Origin of the sequence: Microvirga sp. ACRRW, assembly GCF_022346925.1 — a bacterium.
Lineage (GTDB): Bacteria > Pseudomonadota > Alphaproteobacteria > Rhizobiales > Beijerinckiaceae > Microvirga.
Genome location: NZ_JAKRNJ010000001.1, coordinates 134,210 through 151,075, shown reverse-complemented (window position 1 = coordinate 151,075; position 16,866 = coordinate 134,210). Strand labels below are relative to the sequence as shown.

Below are 16,866 nucleotides of genomic sequence, written 5' to 3'. Positions count from 1 at the left end.
ATCTCTCGTCATCCGGCGCGCCGTATCTTAAATATGCGCCGACAGAGAAAGGTCCGCAATGATCAAGATTACTTTCATCGATGCCGAAGGAACCGCCAGGATTGTGGAGGCCGAGGAGGGCTCGACCGTCATGGAAACCGCCATTCGCAACGGCGTTCCGGGCATCGAGGCCGAATGCGGCGGCGCCTGCTCCTGCGCGACCTGCCACGTCTATGTCGAGGAGGAGTGGGAGGCCGTGACCGGCCAGCCCCAACCCATGGAAGAAGACATGCTGGATTTCGCCTTCGATGTGCGTCCCAATTCCCGCCTGTCCTGCCAGATCCGGGTTCGGCCCGAGCTGGACGGGCTGGTTGTTCACACCCCCACCCGCCAAGGCTGATCAGGAGAATTGCCCATGTTCAAGACGATCCTCGTTCCCGTCGACCTCGGTGAGGTCGAGACGGCGCAGCCCGCGCTGGACAAGGCCGTGGAGCTTGCCAAGACTTCTGAGGGCAATGTCCGCCTCGTCTATGTGCGGGCCATCGTGCCCGTCACCTACATGGAGTTCATGCCCCCGGCCTTCGACCAGGAACAACAGGACGAGGCCGAGAAGAAACTCGCCGAGCTCGCGGCCAGCGTGAAGCTGCCAGCCGATCGTGTCTCCGCGGTCGTGCGCTTGGGGTCAGTCTACGGCGAGGTGCTGGACGAGGCCGAGAAGACCGGCGCGGACCTCATCGTCGTCGGCTCGCACCGTCCCAGCATGGCGACCTATCTCCTGGGCTCCAACGCCTCCACCATCGTGCGCCATGCACGGTGCTCAGTGCTGGTGGTGCGGACTTAAAAGGGCTTTAGATCAGGCCTTTCAGCCTCAGCATCCCGAAGGAGGCGACGGTTCCGGCATCTTGGATGGTGCCGTTCAGGATCATCGCCTCCACCTCGGCCAGCGGGAAGGCCTTGGTGATGAGGTCCTGCTCTTCCTGCTCCAACTGGCGGCGGCCAAGCGTGAGGCCCGTCGCCAGGAAAATCCGGTAGCTCTGTGTCACGGTTCCATACGAAGGGTAGAGCTGCCCCGCCTCTTGAATGTTTCCGGCGAACAATCCCGTTTCTTCCTCCAGCTCGCCCCGTGCTAGATCGCGCGGATCTGCATCATGCTCGCCTTCCCAAGAACCCTGCGGAAACTCCCACTGCCTGCGGCCGATGGGATAGCGGTATTGCTGGACCAGATGGACGATGCCGTCCTGGACCGGAACGATGATCACGAAGTCAGGCTTGTCGACGAAACCGTAGATGCCGAGCGAACCATCCCTGCGGCGGATCCGGTCTTCCCGGACCTTCATCCACTTGTTCTCGTAGACGATCTTGCTGTCGACAGTCTCGATGTCGGGCCGCCGCTCGTCCGCGTCTTCAAGGCTGCTCGTCATGAAAAATCAGCTCGCCTTCGGCATCAGCTCTTCCGGCAATGCGCCGGAGGTGAAGACGCGCGGCTTGTTGAGGCGTACCATCGGCTCGATCTGCCACGTACCCACGACCGCGAGCAATGCGCCGATCAGGGCCACGCCCGTTGAGCCCATCCGGAGCGCCTGCCAGATCAGATAAGCCATCATGAGAAGCGACAGGATGGCGACGACGGTGGTTGAGGCCCACAGCCACCAGGGCTTTCCGGCGATGAAACGCGCCTGCGGATTGGCCGTTACAATGGCCTCGCACAGGTTGCGGGCAAAGGCCCGGTATTCCGCCGCCATCTCCTGCGCCTCCACGAGGCTCTTCCAGTTGAGCGAGCTGAAGGTGAAGGTCTTGCCGTCCTTCATCGTCACTTTCGTGCGGAAAGATTTCTGGCCGATGCGTCCGGGCTCATAGGTCATGCGCACGGTATCGACCGCGCCGAGGCGCACTTCGTGCACCTTGCGGCCGGAATCCACGATCAGCATGTCACCCTTGATGGCAAAGCTGATCGGCCCGCCCACCGGACGGGGGCTGTAAGTGTAAGTCTGTGTCATGGCCTTACCGTACCAGCTCGCGCATGGCGTGGTCTATGCCTTCCAGCGTCAGCGGATGCATGCGCTCTGAAAAGAGCTGCCGCATGAGGGTGACGGATTGGGTGTAGTGCCAATGGTTCTTCGGCACCGGGTTCAGCCAGACAGCTTTGTGAAAATGATCGAGGATGCGCCGCATCCAGATGCTGCCGGCTTCCTCGTTCCAATGCTCTACCGAGCCGCCGGGATGAGTGATCTCGTAGGGGCTCATGGAGGCATCACCCACAAAGACCACGCGATAATCGGACGGATAAGTGCGGATCAGGTCGAGGGTGGGAATCTTCTCGTCGAAGCGGCGACGGTTTTCCTTCCACACATGCTCGTAGACGCAGTTGTGGAAATAGAAATGCTCGAAATGCTTGAACTCGAGCCGCGCCGCCGAGAACAGTTCCTCCGCCGCCTGGATGTGCCAATCCATCGAGCCGCCCACATCGAGGAACAGCAGCACCTTCACCGCGTTGCGGCGCTCAGGCCGCAGTCGCACATCGAGATAGCCCTTGTGCGCGGTCTCGTGAATCGTCTCGTCGAGATCGAGCTCTTCGGCCGAGCCGGTGCGCGCGAAGCGGCGTAGCCTGCGCAGCGCGATGCGCATGTTGCGCACGCCAAGCTCCACGTCGTCATCGAAATCCTTGAACTCGCGCTTGTCCCACACCTTTACGGCGCGGAAATTGCGGTTCTTGTCCTGACCGATGCGGATGCCTTCGGGGTTGTAGCCGTAAGCCCCGTAAGGCGACGTGCCTGCGGTGCCGATCCACTTATTGCCGCCTTGATGGCGGCCTTTCTGTTCTTCGAGGCGCTTCTTCAAATTCTCCCAGAGCTTGTCCCAGCCCATGGTTTCGATCTGCTGCTTCTCCTCGTCGGTGAGATAGCGTTCGGCGAGCTTGCGCAACCACTCCTCGGGAATCTCCTCCTGGCCGAGCGCGCGGCCCAAATTTTCGAGACCTTTGAACACATGCGCGAAGACCTGGTCGAACTTGTCGAAATGGCGCTCGTCCTTCACCAGGCAGGTGCGGGAGAGATAGTAGAATTCCTCCACGCTCTTGTCGGCGAGATCCTCATCGAGCGCCTCGATCAGGGAGAGATATTCCCTGAGGGAGACGGGCACCTTCGCCGCACGCAGCTCCGTGAAGAAGGTGAGGAACATCGCCTTACTTGCCTACTGTGCGTCTTGCTCGAAATTCGATCCGCTCCGGCTTTTTGTTGCTCTGCCGCAGAAGCACGCGGAACTCGTCGCGCCGCTCATGGATCGATGCGATCACAAGGCCCATGGGCACGCCGATATCGGCCAGCACCGCCTCGCTTAGTTGCAGCGATGCCTCGATGGTTTCCGGCACCGCGTCATCAACGCCGAGATCGTAGAGCTGTGCCGCATGCTTCGCGTCGCGGGCGCGGGACACGATGGTGAGGTCGGGCCGCTCCTGACGGGCCGCACTTACCACCGCCTCGATGGCGCTCGGCGTGTCGAGGGTGATGACGAGGGCGCGTGCCTGCTCGATGCCGCAGGCACGCAAGAAGGAGGAATATGAGCCATCACCGAAATAGACCGGCTTGCCGGCTTTGCGCTCCTCGGCCACGCGGGCGGGGTCCATGTCTATGGCGAGGTAGGGCACCTTGTGACGCTGAAGCATATCGCCCACGAGCTGACCGACGCGGCCATAGCCGGCGACGATGACGCGGCCCACCTCTTCCGGTGGAGGCGGCACGGAGAGTTCCGGATCGATGGGGCGCTGCTGTTCGAGTTTGCGGCTCAGGCGTCGACCAAGGCGGGCGAGGAAGGGGATCGCCACCATGGTGAGAGTGGTCACCAGCAGCAGATTCTTACCGATCTCGTAAGGCACGAGGCCCGCCGCCATGGAGGCGCCGATGATGACGAGGGCGAACTCGCCGCCAGGGCCGAGCAGCAGGCTCGTCTCGGCGGCCTCGGAGGCGTTGAGGCCGAAGGGACGGGAGAGCCAGAAGATAATCACGCTCTTGATGGCGATGAGGAAGGTGGCGACGGCCAGGATCGTCACTGGCGCTTCGAGGAAGCGCATCACATCGAGGCTCATGCCCACCGACACGAAGAACACGCCGAGCAGCAATCCCTTGAACGGCTGGATCGTGGTGTCGACGGCGCGGCGGTATTCCGTCTCGGACAGAAGAATGCCCGCGATGAACGCGCCGAGCGCCATGGAGAGTCCGCTCACCGCAGCGATCAGGCTGGTCATGAGCACCACGAGCAGGCATGCCGCCATGAACATCTCGGGGCTCTTGGTGGCGGAGACCATTTGGAAGAACGGCCTCAGCACCAGACGGCCCAAGCCGACGATGATCGCGAGCGCGAGGCCCGCCTGACCGAGAGCGATGGCAAACGACACCATGCTGACTTCGGGCTGGCGCGTGTCGAGGGCCGCAATCGTGAACAGGATGGGTGCTACCGCGAGATCCTGGAAGAGCAGGGCGGAAAAGCTCGCGCGTCCTGCCGCGGAATTAAGACGCTTCTGCTCCGCCAACACGGGCAGGACGATGGCCGTCGATGAAAGCGCAAGCCCGATGCCGATAATCGCGGCTGCCGCTATGGAATTGACGGTCTTGTAGGCAAAGAGGCCCAGCGCCAGGGTGCAGAGGACGACCTGCAGTGTGCCGAACCCGAAGACCTGACGGCGCAGGATGCGCAGGCGCTGCCAGGACAGCTCAATGCCGATGGTGAACAGCAGGAAGACCACGCCGAACTCAGCGAAGCGTGATGTGCCTTCAGGATCGGTGAAGGTGAGCCAGTCTATCCAGGGATAATCGGGAATGAGCCGTCCGAAGCCATAGGGACCCAGAAGCGCTCCGGCTGCGAGGAAGCCCAGAACCGGACTGATCTTCAGCTTGTGAAAGAGCGGGACGACGACGCCTGCCGTTGCCAGAAAAAGGATGGGCTCCTGATAGGCATGCAGGTCGATCGAGGTCGTCATTGGGTCCTTCCGTTCAAGCGCATTGTGGTTCTACGCGGAAGGGGAGCGCAAGGGCAAATTCCGCTCAAGCTATGAAGCCGAGACATGGCTTATGACGCGGCGCTTGCCGGAGGCTGTCATCCCGGACGACATGAGCCGTCCGGGATAACGCTTGTCGAATATCAACCCAGCGTCGCCAAAGCCTGCGACAGATCCGCTACCAGATCGTCCGGATGCTCGATGCCGATGGAGACGCGAATCGTGGCGTCCGAGACGCCGAGGCGGTCGCGGGTTTCCTTCGGTACGCCGGAATGGGTGGTGGAGGCCGGATGCGAGATGAGGGATTCCGTGCCGCCCAAGCTCACCGCGAGCTTGAACACCTGAAGCGCGTTGAGCACCTTGAAGGCTTCCGCCTCGCCGCCCTTCACGTCGAAGGAGAAGGTCGAGCCTGGGGCGTCGCTCTGGGCCTTGTAGACTTCGGCGGCGCGCGAGCCTTCCGGCAGATAGTCGAGGTGGTGGACCTTCACGACGCTCGGATGCTCGTTGAGGAACTTGGCCACGATCTCCGCATTGCGGTTCGCGGCCGTCATGCGAAGCGCCAGCGTCTCCAGCGAACGGCCAAGCATCCAGCAGGAATGCGGATCGAGCTGTGTGCCGATGGCCGAGCGCAGCAGGCGCACGGACTTCATGTGCTCCTTGGAGCCCAATGCCGCGCCCGCGATCAGGTCCGAATGGCCGCCCACATATTTCGTCAGCGAATAGACGGAAATGTCCGCGCCATGCTTCAGCGGCTTCTGGAAGAGCGGGCCGAGGAGGGTGTTGTCGCAGACGATCACCGGGCGCTGGCCGCCCTGGGCTTGCGCGATCTCCTCCGCGATGGTGCGGATGAGGGCCACATCCACCAGGGTGTTGAGCGGGTTCGAGGGCGACTCGATCATGACGACCGCGACCCGGCCCTTTCCTTGAGCCTCCTTGGCCGCTGCACGGATGCCGGCGCCATCGACGCCGTCACCGAAGCCCACGGCCTGGATGCCGAAATTGGCCAGCGTCTTGGCGATCAGGGTCTCCGTGCCGCCATAGAGGGGCTGGGAGTGGAGAATCACGTCGCCGGGGCGGGAGAAGGCCAGGATCGTGGTGGCGATGGCCGACATGCCCGAGGAGAAGAGAAGGCCCGATTCCGCCTCCTCGAAGATGGCGAGGCGGTCCTCGACGATCTCGGAATTGGGGTGGTTGAAGCGGGAATAGACGAGGCCCGCGGCTTCACCCTTGGGCGGCTCCTTGCGGCCCGCCACGTAATCGAAGAATTCCTTGCCGTGCTCGGCGCTGTTGAACACGAAGGTCGAGGTCAGGAAGACCGGCGGCTTCACCGCGCCTTCCGACAGGGTCGGATCGTAGCCGTAGCCCAGCATGAGGGTTTCAGGCTTCAGCTTGTGATTGCCGATGCGGTCTTTGTGATAACGGTTATGAGCCATTGGCTGTTGTCCTCCCTAGTTTGTTATGGGCTTACATGATGAGAGCGGTTGCCGAAAGGTGACGACACGTCATAGGCTCCGCTCGGACAAGGAATGGTGGGGATGGCGCGTTTTACCGGGACCGAAAGCTATGTGGCGACCGAGGACCTGACGGTCGCGGTGAATGCGGCGATTACCCTGGAGCGCCCGCTCTTGGTGAAGGGCGAGCCCGGCACCGGCAAGTCGGTCCTGGCCGAGGAGATCGCCAGATCCCTGAATGCGCCGCTGCTCACCTGGCACATCAAGTCCACCACCAAGGCCCAGCAGGGGCTTTATGAGTACGATGCGGTTTCGCGCCTTCGCGACAGTCAACTCGGCGATTCCCGCGTGTCGGACATCAAAAACTACATCAAGCGCGGCAAGCTCTGGGAGGCCTTCGCTTCCGACGTCAGGCCCGTGCTGCTGATCGACGAGATCGACAAGGCGGATATCGAGTTCCCGAACGATCTGTTGCTCGAACTCGATCGCATGGAGTTCTTCGTCTACGAGACGGGCGAGACGATCAAGGCCAAGCAGCGGCCCATCGTCATCATCACCTCGAACAACGAGAAAGAACTGCCGGACGCTTTTCTGCGACGCTGCTTCTTCCACTACATCAAGTTCCCGGATGCGGAGACCATGGGGCGCATCGTCGAGGTGCATTATCCCGGCATCAAGCACCGGCTTGTGGAAGAGGCGCTCAAGATCTTCTTCGAGGTGCGCGAGGTCCCGGGCTTGCGCAAGAAGCCCTCGACCTCCGAACTCTTAGATTGGCTTAAGCTGCTGCTCTCCGAGGACATTGGCCCCGAGCAATTGCGCGAGCGAGACACCCGCAAGCTCATTCCGCCATTGCACGGTGCGCTGCTCAAGAACGAGCAGGATGTGAGCCTGTTCGAGAAGCTTGCCTTCATCGCGAGAAGGGAAGGGCGCTGATGCTTCGCCTGCTTCTTCTCCGTCATGCCAAGGCTGCCTGGCCGCAGGGCGTGCTCGATCTCGACCGGCCTCTCGCCCCACGCGGGCAGGAGGCTTCCATGGTGATGGGCAACTACATCAAAGCCGAGTTTCTCGCGCCCGATCTCGCGCTCGTTTCACCGGCACGCCGGACGCAGGAAACCTGGGAGATCGTGCATCCCATCATCGGCGATATTCCAAATCGTCACGACGGACGCATCTACGAGGCGCCCGTTGCCCGGCTTCTCACTGTGTTGCGGGAGGTAGAGCCCGAGGCGCGCACCTTGCTGATGATCGGCCACAATCCCGGATTCGAGGATCTCGCGAGCTTCCTGATCGGCGAGGGCGACATGGACGGCATCATGCGCCTAGGCAGCAAATATCCGACCGCCGGTCTCGCCGTCATCGATTTCTCCGTCGAGAGCTGGTCTGACGTCACGCGCAAGTCCGGTCGTCTCGAGCGCTTCGTGACGCCGAAATCCATCGGCGCGGGCGAGGATGGCTAAAGGCTCGGTACGCCGGGCTCTTCAAAGTCGATGAACAGCAATTCCTCGTCGTAGAACGTGTCGCCGACGCGAAGTGCTTTGCGCTCGATCCCGTAAGGCTTGAAGCCCAGTGCGTGATAGGTGCGGCGCGCGCCCTCATTGGTGATCCCGACCGCCGCTTCGAGCACGATCACGTGCTGAGCCGCGCGCGCGATGACATGCTGCACGAGCTTCCTTCCCAAGCTTTTTCCGCGCCATTCCGCCTGCACGTAGACGCCCCACATCAAGCCCTTGTGGGAAGCCTTCCTCCGGTCATAGACCGCGAAGCCCGCCATGCCGACAAGACGTTCTCCCGCGAAGGCACCGAAGATGGCATTCGGACCTGATGTCGGGATGCGGGCGCGGATCGTCTCAAGCGGAAGCGTCACTTCCTCCTCGTAGCTGGAGCCGAAAGCCTCCGGATTGGTGGCTAGCGCTTCCAGCCTCAAGTCGCGGAAGGCTTGTACGTCAGAGGGTTCCAGGCATCGGATCAGAATATCGGCAGTCATGAGGGCTCACGCGAAAGAGACGGATCATTCGCGGGCTGAGGAGAACGGTCAAGATCGGCCGTCATGGATGAACATATCGGCCTCGCCATCGTTTCTCCCGAAATGACCTCGACAATTTCACGGGTTCGCGGGGACGAAATCTCACATGCTGATCGAGACGCTTCTTGCGCTTGGCCTTGCCGGGCATGCCTTGCTTCCCGACGTCGCTGATCTCGTCGCTTCGAAGCAGGCGCGCTACGAGCCCGAGAGCCGCGAGATCACCAACTGGCGGTCCGAGGCTATCGATGCGCTTGAGCCGAAGGCTGCGGTCACTTTGGCGGCTTTCTTCAAGGCGGAGCGCCCCTTCGTCACCCGCTGCGTGAAGCTCAACAATTACTGGTGCATCAAGAGCGCCCGCTGGAACGGTGAACTCGCGACCGACGGCGAGGGGCATGTGGGCTTCGTTTCCGCCGATCACGGGGCCGATGCCGCCGCTCTGCTGCTGAAACGCTATTATCTCGACTACAACCGAAAATCCGCCCTCGACATCGTGCGGCGCTGGGCGCCCGCGGAATGCAATGTCGCCACCGGCATCGGCGGCATGGCGGTGTTGGCCATCCGGGGGATCGGCGGCACGGTGCGCGCGCAATATCTCGCCTCGCGGCGCAAGGGGAAAGGGAATGTCGTGCGCTACACGGCGAAGAGCGGTCCCGGCGGCAAGCCGGGGCGAGTCTCCCTGTCCATTTCCTTGACGCCGAAGACGCCGCAATATCGCGTGCCCAGCATCGCGGTGGGCATGGGCGAGAAGCCGAAGCCTGCGACACGGCCCCAGCCGCTCCTCGCTCAGAAAACGAAGCCGAAGCGCGAGCCCGCGACGACCGCCTCTGCCACTCAAAAGCCCATGGTAGCAAGCACCTGCGCTCCCGATGAACAGCGCTTGCGCAATTACGCGAGCCGCATGGTTCAGGGGCTGGGAATCGGGCTCAGCGACGACCTCAAGCTCTATGCCGAGGATGGCAAGCCATTGCCGAACTTGACCCAGGTGATGCTCGCCATGTCCTCCTTCGAGCTGGGCACCTTGCGGGCGAGCCCCGATCTCGTTCAGGCCGCCATCGAGCGCGCCACCGCGAAGCTCGAGGCCAATGTCAGGGCGGGGCAGCCCCAGGAGCGATAGCGTTGCCTTGCGCGATAGGACTCCAAGCCCCACCTTTCAGCTTGGCTTGAGAGAATTAGGTTCATCTGAGTGTCAGTCATTACCGATCTTGCCTCCCGCGCGGGGTCTGCCGCCCAATCGCTTTGGGAGGCCTCCGGTCAGCTCGTTCAGCCGTCCATCCGTCTCGGCGTCACGGGTCTCGCCCGCTCCGGCAAGACCGTGTTCACGACCGCGCTGGTTCATCACCTGACACGCGGCACGAACCTTCCGGCTTTCCGCGCTTCGGCCGAGGGGCGGATCCGGCGCGCCTATCTGGCCCATCAGCCCGACGATACGGTGCCGCGCTTTCCTTTCGAGGAGCATATGGCGGCGCTCACCGAAGATCGACGCTGGCCACAATCCACGAGCCGGATCAGCGAATTACGGGTCGATGTTGAATACGAACGCAAGGCCGGATGGCGCTCGGGCCCGGCTTCGCTGGCCGTCGACATCGTCGATTACCCGGGCGAGTGGCTGCTCGATCTGGCGCTTCTCGATATGAGCTATGCCGAGTGGTCTCGCCAGACGGTCGAAGCCAGCCGCAAGCGCGACCGGGCGGCAGTCGCGGGCCGTTGGCATGAGGCGCTTAAAAGCCTCGATCCCGCAGGTTCCGCCGATGAGATGCTGGCCGCGAAAGCGAGCGAGGCCTTCAAGGAATATCTGACGGCCTTGCGCGCCGGCGCAGAAGCCGTCGCAACCACGCCGCCGGGTCGCTTCCTTATGCCCGGCGATCTTGCGGGCTCTCCGGCTTTGACCTTCGCGCCTCTCGATCTGCCGGGCGGCCAGCCCATCGCGCCTGGCAGCTTCGCCGCGCTCATGGAGCGCCGCTACGAGGCTTACAAATCGCATGTGGTGAAACCGTTCTTCCGCGACCATTTCCAGCGCATCGACCGGCAGATCGTACTCGTCGACGTGCTCGCGGCCATCGATGCGGGGCCTGCCGCCCTGGCCGAGCTGGAAGAAGCGCTCGATCAGGTTCTCATGGCGTTCCGGATCGGGCGTAATACGCTGCTCTCCCGCCTGTTCTCGCCGCGCGCCGACCGGGTACTGTTCGCGGCGACCAAGGCGGATCACATCCATCACACCGATCACGACCGGCTCGATGCGGTCCTGCGCCATCTCGTGAACCGCGCCTCGCGCCGCACGGAAGCTGCTGGCGCGCGGGTCGGCACCGTGGCGCTCGCTTCTGTCCGCGCCACGCGCGAAACCACCATCCGCGAAGGCCGCGAGACCTTGCGGGCCGTATCGGGCGTGCCGGAGGCCGGCGAGCGGGTGGGGGGTGAGATCTTCGACGGCGAGACGGAAGCCGCGATCTTTCCGGGCGAATTGCCGGAATCGGCGGAGGCCATCTTTCACGGCGCCATCGAGCCCGGCTCCTTCCGCTTCCCGCGCTTCAGGCCGCCCAGATTGCCTGTCGATGCGGCGGGACGCATGGCGAAAATGCCCCATATCCGTCTCGACCGCGCCCTTGAATTCCTGCTGGGGGACCGTTTCGCATGAGCCGCCAACCTCGCGCCTTCCGCCTCGATGATCCCAACGTGACCGGCGGAGCCATTCAGGTCACGGAGGAGCCCTTCGATGCCATCGAGGCGGCGGACGGCGTCGTCGTGCCCATGGGCGAGCGGCGGCGCGCGCCCTGGATGGGCATTCTGCTCTCGGCATTGTCGGGCCTTCTGGTTCTCGGTCTCGGGCTCGCCTTTGAAAGGCTGATTGTCGATCTCTACGCCATCGCCCCGTGGCTCGGCTGGGTTGGACTGGCGCTGGCCATCATCGCGGCGCTCGCCTTTTTCGCCATCATCGGTCGCGAAGTCTTGGGCATCTGGCGAGAGCAAAAGATCGAGCGGCTGCGTGAGGCCGCCGTCGATGCTCTGGCGGTGAAGGATCACAAAGCCGCCAAAGGCATCGTGGGCGATCTGATCGGCCTCTATGGCGCGAGAAGCAGCGCCGCTCAGGGCAGCGCCCGTCTGAAAGCCCTGACGGACGAGATCATCGATGCGGATGATCGCCTCGCCATTGCCGAGCGCGAGCTGCTGGCGCCCCTCGATGTTCAGGCCAAGCGCGCGATTGCGGCAGCGGCTAAACAGGTGTCCCTTGTGACGGCGGTGAGTCCCCGCGCCATCGTGGACGTGGCCTTCGTGATCTTCGCGGCGGTGCGCTTGCTGCGCACTCTGGCGCGGATCTATGGCGGCAGGCCGGGTTTGTTTGGTTTCCTGAGGCTCGCCAAGGCGGCATTGAACCATCTGGCTGTGACAGGTGGCGTTGCGGTGGGCGACAGCCTTATGCAGCAGGTTTTGGGCTTAGGGCTCGCCGCCCGGATCTCTGCGAAATTGGGGGAGGGCGTGCTGAACGGGCTCATGACGGCCCGATTCGGGCTTGCGGCTCTTTCCGTCTGCCGCCCGCTTCCCTTCATCCGCGAAGAGCCGCCGAAAATCGGGGATGTGGCGGGAGAATTGATCCATAGGGCGGAGGCCGCGGCCTCTTAAGTGGTGCGGCAAATGGGTACGCCTTCCGGCTTTTCCTTGAAATGCCAGGGTTTTCGGCGCAGGCCGTTTCGGCATTTAGACAAATCGGTGACGCTGAAGAGCGTTGTAGTGAAACTCGCTTCCCTATATAGGGGCGCCACAGTTCATCGGGGAACAACGGCCGAACATGACAGACATCGTAATTGATGAGGGTTATCGACCGACAGAAGACGAGCCCTTCATGAATGAACGGCAGAGGGAGTATTTTCGGCGAAAGCTCATTCGCTGGAAAAGCGATATCCTCAAAGAGGCTCAGGAAACTCTCGCCACCTTGCAGAGCGAGAACGAGAACCATCCTGACCTGGCGGACCGCGCCTCTTCTGAAACGGATCGTGCTATCGAGCTTCGCGCCCGCGACCGCCAGCGCAAGCTCATCGCCAAGATCGATGCGGCACTCGCCCGGATCGATGATGGCTCCTACGGTTATTGCGAGGAAACCGGCGATCCGATTTCCCTCAAGCGCCTGGAGGCTCGCCCCATCGCGACCCTCTCGCTGGAGGCCCAGGAGCGTCACGAGCGCAATGAGCGGGTCTACCGGGACGACTGATCCAGCCATTCATTCCAGTAAAAAACAAAAGGGCTCCGGTGACGGAGCCCTTTTTCATTGGGTTCTTGAGTGGACTGTCCCTCAGCCCTTCTTGGAGGGATCGAGCGGGCGTCCGAGCAGGCGGGCGAACTCCGCCTCGATCTCCTCCACGGAGAAGGGATCGCTTTCCTTCTCGGCGGCAGGAGCAGCTGCGGGAGCCGGCTGCTGCGGCGGCAGCGGAGCGGGGCGGACCGGCTCAGGGGCCGGACGCGGCGGCTCGGGCTGCGGAGCGGGCGCTGCCTCCTCCACGAGATCGTCGTGATCCTCCTGCTCATAGACGGCGGGAGTTTCTCCGACATCGGCAGTCTCGAGAAGATCGTCCTCTTCCGCGACATCTTCCTCATGAGGCTCGTAGGCGGGAGCCGGAGGCGGGGCGACTGGTGCTGCTGGACGCTTCAGCGCTTCCTCAAGCTGCTTGGCCATGTTGGAAAGGACAGCGGCATCAGGGCCGGCCTTGGGTGCAGGCGCGGCAGGGGCCTCGACCGGTGCCGCCGGGAACGGACGGACGGGCTCGGCCTGCGGAGCGGGCGTAGCCGGAGCCGTCGGCGTCGGGCGCGACTGGAAGGGAGGAGGCGTGAAGTTCGGGCGCGGCTCTGGGCGCACTTCCGGAGCAGGGGCTACGGGAGCAATCGGAGCGCTCGGGAACGGCACGTTTCGCGCCTCGGCGCGAAGGCCCTGGATCGCGGGAGCCGAGGACACCGAAACAGCGTCGGGCTTCAGAACGGGCTCGGGATGAGCCGGGATCGGGGCGCTGACGGAGGCGACGGCCGAGAGCTCTTGATCCACATCCGATTCCTCGGACGGACGGCGGACAAAGGAGCCGAGCTGGGCCGCGAGCTGAGCCTCGATGGAAGGACGGCCATTGGCCTCGACCTGCGCCGGCTCGAAGCGCTCGGGACCAGCCTCGTTGGCTGCCGCCGGAATCCGGGCGCCGGCCACGCGCACGATGTTGGTCTCGATGACCACGTCGTTGGGGCCGCCGATCAGAAGAAGGTGCTCGACATTGTCACGGCGCAGCAGAAGAAGCTGGCGCTGACGGTCGAGATCGTAAACGTCGACGATGCCGAGGCGCGGCTGACGGCTGCGGGAGCGGTCCGCACCCGGCATCATGAGACGAGCGCCCGTCAGCTTGCGCAGGACCAGGCCGAACAATGCGACCAGGGCCAGGATGATTGCGAAGGCGATCACGAAAAGAACGGCGCGCGACGCTTCGATACCAAAAAGAGATGACACGATGAACTCTCAAAGCCTTGTGGGGGCCTTTGCAGGCCAGTTCTGTGTTGGTTGTACCACATTGACCGTCAAAGCCAGCCGCAAGGTTAACAGATGGTTAACGGCCCAATCTAAGCCTTACGGCATATGGGGTTGTTGAAGAATCCTGCAATCCACAGGAGGAGGGAGGAAGCTCCTCAAGCACGCGAATTGTGTCCTGCGAGGGGCAGGAAGAGGAGTATTCCCCTACAAAACGACCCTTATGCACCTCTTGCGCGGGCGCTTGCCGCCGCCTTAGAGGTCAATCAATAAATTCCGTGTAGGACCAACACGATATCAAGCGGCGGGTGTGGGCGGTAACCGGTTCCCGGCACATCCGCTATCCTGAAGGATAATGAAGTTCATGGCTCATCAGGGCGATATGCCGAAGGGTTCGACCATCGACCGTTCCGACCGCCACGGCCATTTCGGATGGGTCCTGCTGCTGGCGGCCCTCCTGGCTGGCGCGGTCCTCAGTCTTCGCTATCTCGGCATCGAGCGGACGCAGCCCCTGATCCTTGGCCTCCTGGCCTTCTTCGCGACGGCGGGTGTGTTCTTCCTTTTCGCCTGGGCCATCGGGGTCGTGCAATTCGCGGGCCGGACAATCCGCAACGACATCACCAAGCTCATGGCCGACACGGCGGGCGAGGGGCTCGCCGTCATCGATGACGATGGCCGGATGATCTATGCCAACGAGGCCTATCTCGCACTTGCAGGTTCCGGCGGCGGCGAGGTTCGCCCAGTCGAGCGCCTGTTCATGGGCGCGCCGGAGGTGTCCGAGGCGATCTACCGTCTCGCCCAGGCGGGACGCGAGCAGCGCACGGGCACGGAGGAAATCCGCCTGTCGCCCTCTCTCGACGGCAGTCAAGAATTCGGATGGTATCGGGTTCGCGTTCGCCCCATGCCGCGCTCAGGCAACCGCGATGCTGCCCTGTGGAGCATCGCTGACATCACCCAGGAGCGCGAGCGCCAGGAGAATGTGTTCCAGGAGCTGCAGCACGCCATCGATTATCTCGATCACGCACCGGCGGGCTTCCTCTCCATCGATCCCAATGGCTCCGTCGTCTATCTCAACGCGACGCTCGCAACCTGGCTCGATTACGATCTCGCCCAGGTCGGCTCAGGCGGATTGAGCCTTTCGGATATCCTGCCGCGCAACGTGGTGGCGATGATGACCTCATTCACCGGCGAGCCGGGAAGCGTGCGCACGGAAACCTTCGATCTGGATCTGCGTCGCCGCAACGGCCAGTTCCTGCCGGCGCGCCTCTATCACCGCATCGCCTTCGGGCTGGATGGGCGCATGGGCGCGTCCCGCACCCTCGTTCTCAACCGCTCGCCGGGTGTCGAGGTGGATGAGGGTCAGCGCGCTGCGGAAGTGCGCTTCGTGCGCTTCTTCAACAACACGCCGATTGCGATTGCGACCGTGAACCGCTCGGGCCGGATCGTTCATGCGAACGCGCCGTTCTCGAAACTCTTCGGCATCCTGCCGCGAACGAGCGACAGTGTCGGCGAGGGGCCTTCGATCTTCGACAGCTTCCACGAAAGCGGCCCGCTCGATGCAGCCCTGAAGGCAGTTGCCGAAAACCGTGGCGACATCGCGCCGTTGGAATTGCAGACAGCCGGCGAGAACGGCAGCTCGGTGCGCGTGTGGGTGACGCCAGCAGGCGATACGGGCGCGGATGGCGAGACGGCGATCCTCTATGCTCTCGACACGACGGATTTCCGCAAAGTCGAGGAACAGCTCGCGCAATCGCAAAAGATGAATGCGGTCGGCCAGCTCGCGGGCGGTGTCGCGCACGACTTCAACAACGTGCTGCAGGCGATCATCGGCTACAGCGATCTGCTGCTCGCTAACCACCGCCCCACCGATCCGTCCTTCCAGGACATCATGCAGATCAAGCAGAACGCGAACCGCGCCGCGAGCCTCGTGCGTCAGCTGCTCGCCTTCTCGCGTCGTCAGACTCTGCGTCCGGAAGTGCTCAACCTCAACGACCGGCTCTACGATCTCTCGATGCTCTTGAAGCGCCTTCTCGGCGAGCGCGTGGAGCTGGACCTTAGCCACGGACGCGACCTGTGGTTCGTGAAGGCGGACGTGAACCAGTTCGAGCAGGTGGTGGTGAACCTCGCGGTGAATGCGCGCGATGCCATGCCCGACGGCGGCAAGCTCGCGATCCGCACGGCGAATGTCTCCGCCCAGGATGCAACACGCCTCAACGTGAGCGGCATGCCGCCCGCCGATTACGTGCTGATCGAGGTGTCCGACACCGGCACCGGCATGACGTCGGAAGTGCTCGACAAGATCTTCGAGCCCTTCTTCACCACGAAGGAGGTCGGCAAGGGCACGGGCCTCGGCCTTTCCACCGTGTTTGGCATCGTCAAGCAATCGGGCGGCTATATCGACGTGAATTCGACGCCGGGGGGAGGCACGACCTTCAGCATCTACCTGCCGCGCCATATCCCGGACGTGCAGGAAGTGCCGGAAGAAGCCAAGGCCGATGCGCCGAAGAAGCCCGCCGCCGACATGACGGGGCAGGGCACGATTCTGCTGGTCGAGGACGAGGATCCGGTCCGCGCCGTGAACGCCAGGGCGCTGACCGCCCGTGGGTATACGGTGCTGGAAGCAGCTTCCGGCGTCGAGGCCATGGAGATCATCGAAGAGCGCGGCGCGCCGGTGGACCTCGTGGTTTCCGACGTGGTGATGCCGGAAATGGACGGCCCTACCTTGCTCGGCGAGCTGCGCAAGCTCTATCCCGACCTGAAGGTGATCTTCGTCTCCGGTTACGCAGAAGAAGCCTTCCGCAAGAACCTGCCGGAAGGCGAGGACTTCAATTTCCTGCCCAAGCCCTTCAGCCTGCGCCAGCTGGTGGAGACGGTGAAGCAGGTGATCGGGCAGTAGGATCTGTTCAGAACCGTGGGACGCTACTTGGGCGAA

At 63.1% G+C, this 16,866-nt stretch carries 16 protein-coding genes; 9 read left to right on the top strand and 7 right to left on the bottom strand.

The features are described 5' to 3' along the window. Positions 1–58: 58 nt before the first annotated feature. Together MHY87_RS00855 and MHY87_RS00850 are read left to right on the top strand one after the other, a co-directional pair. Positions 59–379, top strand: coding sequence for a 2Fe-2S iron-sulfur cluster-binding protein (locus tag MHY87_RS00855; protein WP_239348488.1), 321 nt, complete (start codon positions 59–61; stop codon positions 377–379). A gap of 15 nt (positions 380–394) precedes the next feature. Continuing rightward, complete coding sequence (locus MHY87_RS00850) at positions 395–820, top strand: universal stress protein (protein ID WP_239348487.1); 426 nt, start codon at positions 395–397, stop codon at positions 818–820. Between the two features lie 7 nt (positions 821–827). On the opposite strand, the gene MHY87_RS00845 is transcribed toward MHY87_RS00850, so the two are convergent. From MHY87_RS00845 to MHY87_RS00825, 5 genes are all read right to left on the bottom strand, one after another. Continuing rightward, entirely contained in the window at positions 828–1,400 is a 573-nt protein-coding gene (locus tag MHY87_RS00845; protein WP_370644803.1) for an NUDIX domain-containing protein, read from the bottom strand. A 6-nt stretch (positions 1,401–1,406) separates the two neighbouring features. Further along, the gene (locus MHY87_RS00840) at positions 1,407–1,976 is read right to left on the bottom strand and encodes a hypothetical protein (RefSeq protein ID WP_239348486.1); all 570 of its coding nucleotides are present in this window, start codon (positions 1,974–1,976) and stop codon (positions 1,407–1,409) included. 4 nt (positions 1,977–1,980) lie between these two features. Next, positions 1,981–3,156 (bottom strand): VWA domain-containing protein, encoded by a 1,176-nt coding sequence (locus MHY87_RS00835; RefSeq protein ID WP_239348485.1) that lies wholly within the window; start codon positions 3,154–3,156, stop codon positions 1,981–1,983. Positions 3,157–3,160: 4 nt separating this feature from the next. After that, on the bottom strand, positions 3,161–4,951 hold the full coding sequence (locus MHY87_RS00830; RefSeq protein WP_239348484.1) for a cation:proton antiporter: 1,791 nt from the start codon (positions 4,949–4,951) through the stop codon (positions 3,161–3,163). 161 nt (positions 4,952–5,112) lie between these two features. Next, positions 5,113–6,402: a cystathionine gamma-synthase family protein gene (locus tag MHY87_RS00825; RefSeq protein ID WP_239348483.1), complete on the bottom strand. Its 1,290-nt coding sequence runs from the start codon at positions 6,400–6,402 to the stop codon at positions 5,113–5,115. A 102-nt stretch (positions 6,403–6,504) separates the two neighbouring features. Here MHY87_RS00825 and MHY87_RS00820 point away from each other — a divergent pair, with 102 nt between their 5' ends. Beyond that, on the top strand, positions 6,505–7,353 hold the full coding sequence (locus MHY87_RS00820; RefSeq protein WP_239348482.1) for a MoxR family ATPase: 849 nt from the start codon (positions 6,505–6,507) through the stop codon (positions 7,351–7,353). Beyond that, positions 7,353–7,877: a histidine phosphatase family protein gene (locus MHY87_RS00815; protein WP_239348481.1), complete on the top strand. Its 525-nt coding sequence runs from the start codon at positions 7,353–7,355 to the stop codon at positions 7,875–7,877. The genes MHY87_RS00820 and MHY87_RS00815 overlap by 1 nt, the downstream gene beginning before the upstream one ends. Here the strand turns inward: MHY87_RS00815 and MHY87_RS00810 are convergent. Beyond that, the gene (locus MHY87_RS00810) at positions 7,874–8,404 is read right to left on the bottom strand and encodes a GNAT family N-acetyltransferase (RefSeq protein WP_239348480.1); all 531 of its coding nucleotides are present in this window, start codon (positions 8,402–8,404) and stop codon (positions 7,874–7,876) included. The two genes, MHY87_RS00815 and MHY87_RS00810, sit on opposite strands and share 4 nt — an antisense overlap. Before the next feature lie 145 nt (positions 8,405–8,549). Between MHY87_RS00810 and MHY87_RS00805 the strand changes: the two genes are divergently transcribed. The 4 genes from MHY87_RS00805 to dksA all read left to right on the top strand — a co-directional run bounded on the left by MHY87_RS00805 (position 8,550) and on the right by dksA (position 12,644). Next, positions 8,550–9,557: a hypothetical protein gene (locus MHY87_RS00805; RefSeq protein WP_239348479.1), complete on the top strand. Its 1,008-nt coding sequence runs from the start codon at positions 8,550–8,552 to the stop codon at positions 9,555–9,557. Between the two features lie 69 nt (positions 9,558–9,626). Next, complete coding sequence (locus tag MHY87_RS00800) at positions 9,627–11,075, top strand: YcjX family protein (protein ID WP_239348478.1); 1,449 nt, start codon at positions 9,627–9,629, stop codon at positions 11,073–11,075. Then, a complete protein-coding gene (locus MHY87_RS00795) occupies positions 11,072–12,058 on the top strand; it encodes a YcjF family protein (RefSeq protein ID WP_239348477.1) in 987 nt (328 codons plus the stop codon). Before MHY87_RS00800 ends, MHY87_RS00795 begins: the two co-directional genes overlap by 4 nt. A 166-nt stretch (positions 12,059–12,224) precedes the next feature. After that, complete coding sequence (gene dksA, locus MHY87_RS00790; protein ID WP_134499078.1) at positions 12,225–12,644, top strand: RNA polymerase-binding protein DksA; 420 nt, start codon at positions 12,225–12,227, stop codon at positions 12,642–12,644. Positions 12,645–12,725: 81 nt separating this feature from the next. On the opposite strand, the gene MHY87_RS00785 is transcribed toward dksA, so the two are convergent. Beyond that, complete coding sequence (locus MHY87_RS00785) at positions 12,726–13,916, bottom strand: hypothetical protein (RefSeq protein WP_239348476.1); 1,191 nt, start codon at positions 13,914–13,916, stop codon at positions 12,726–12,728. A 382-nt stretch (positions 13,917–14,298) separates the two neighbouring features. Here MHY87_RS00785 and cckA point away from each other — a divergent pair, with 382 nt between their 5' ends. Beyond that, the gene (cckA, locus tag MHY87_RS00780) at positions 14,299–16,830 is read left to right on the top strand and encodes a cell cycle histidine kinase CckA (RefSeq protein WP_239348475.1); all 2,532 of its coding nucleotides are present in this window, start codon (positions 14,299–14,301) and stop codon (positions 16,828–16,830) included. The last annotated feature ends 36 nt before the right edge of the window (positions 16,831–16,866 follow it).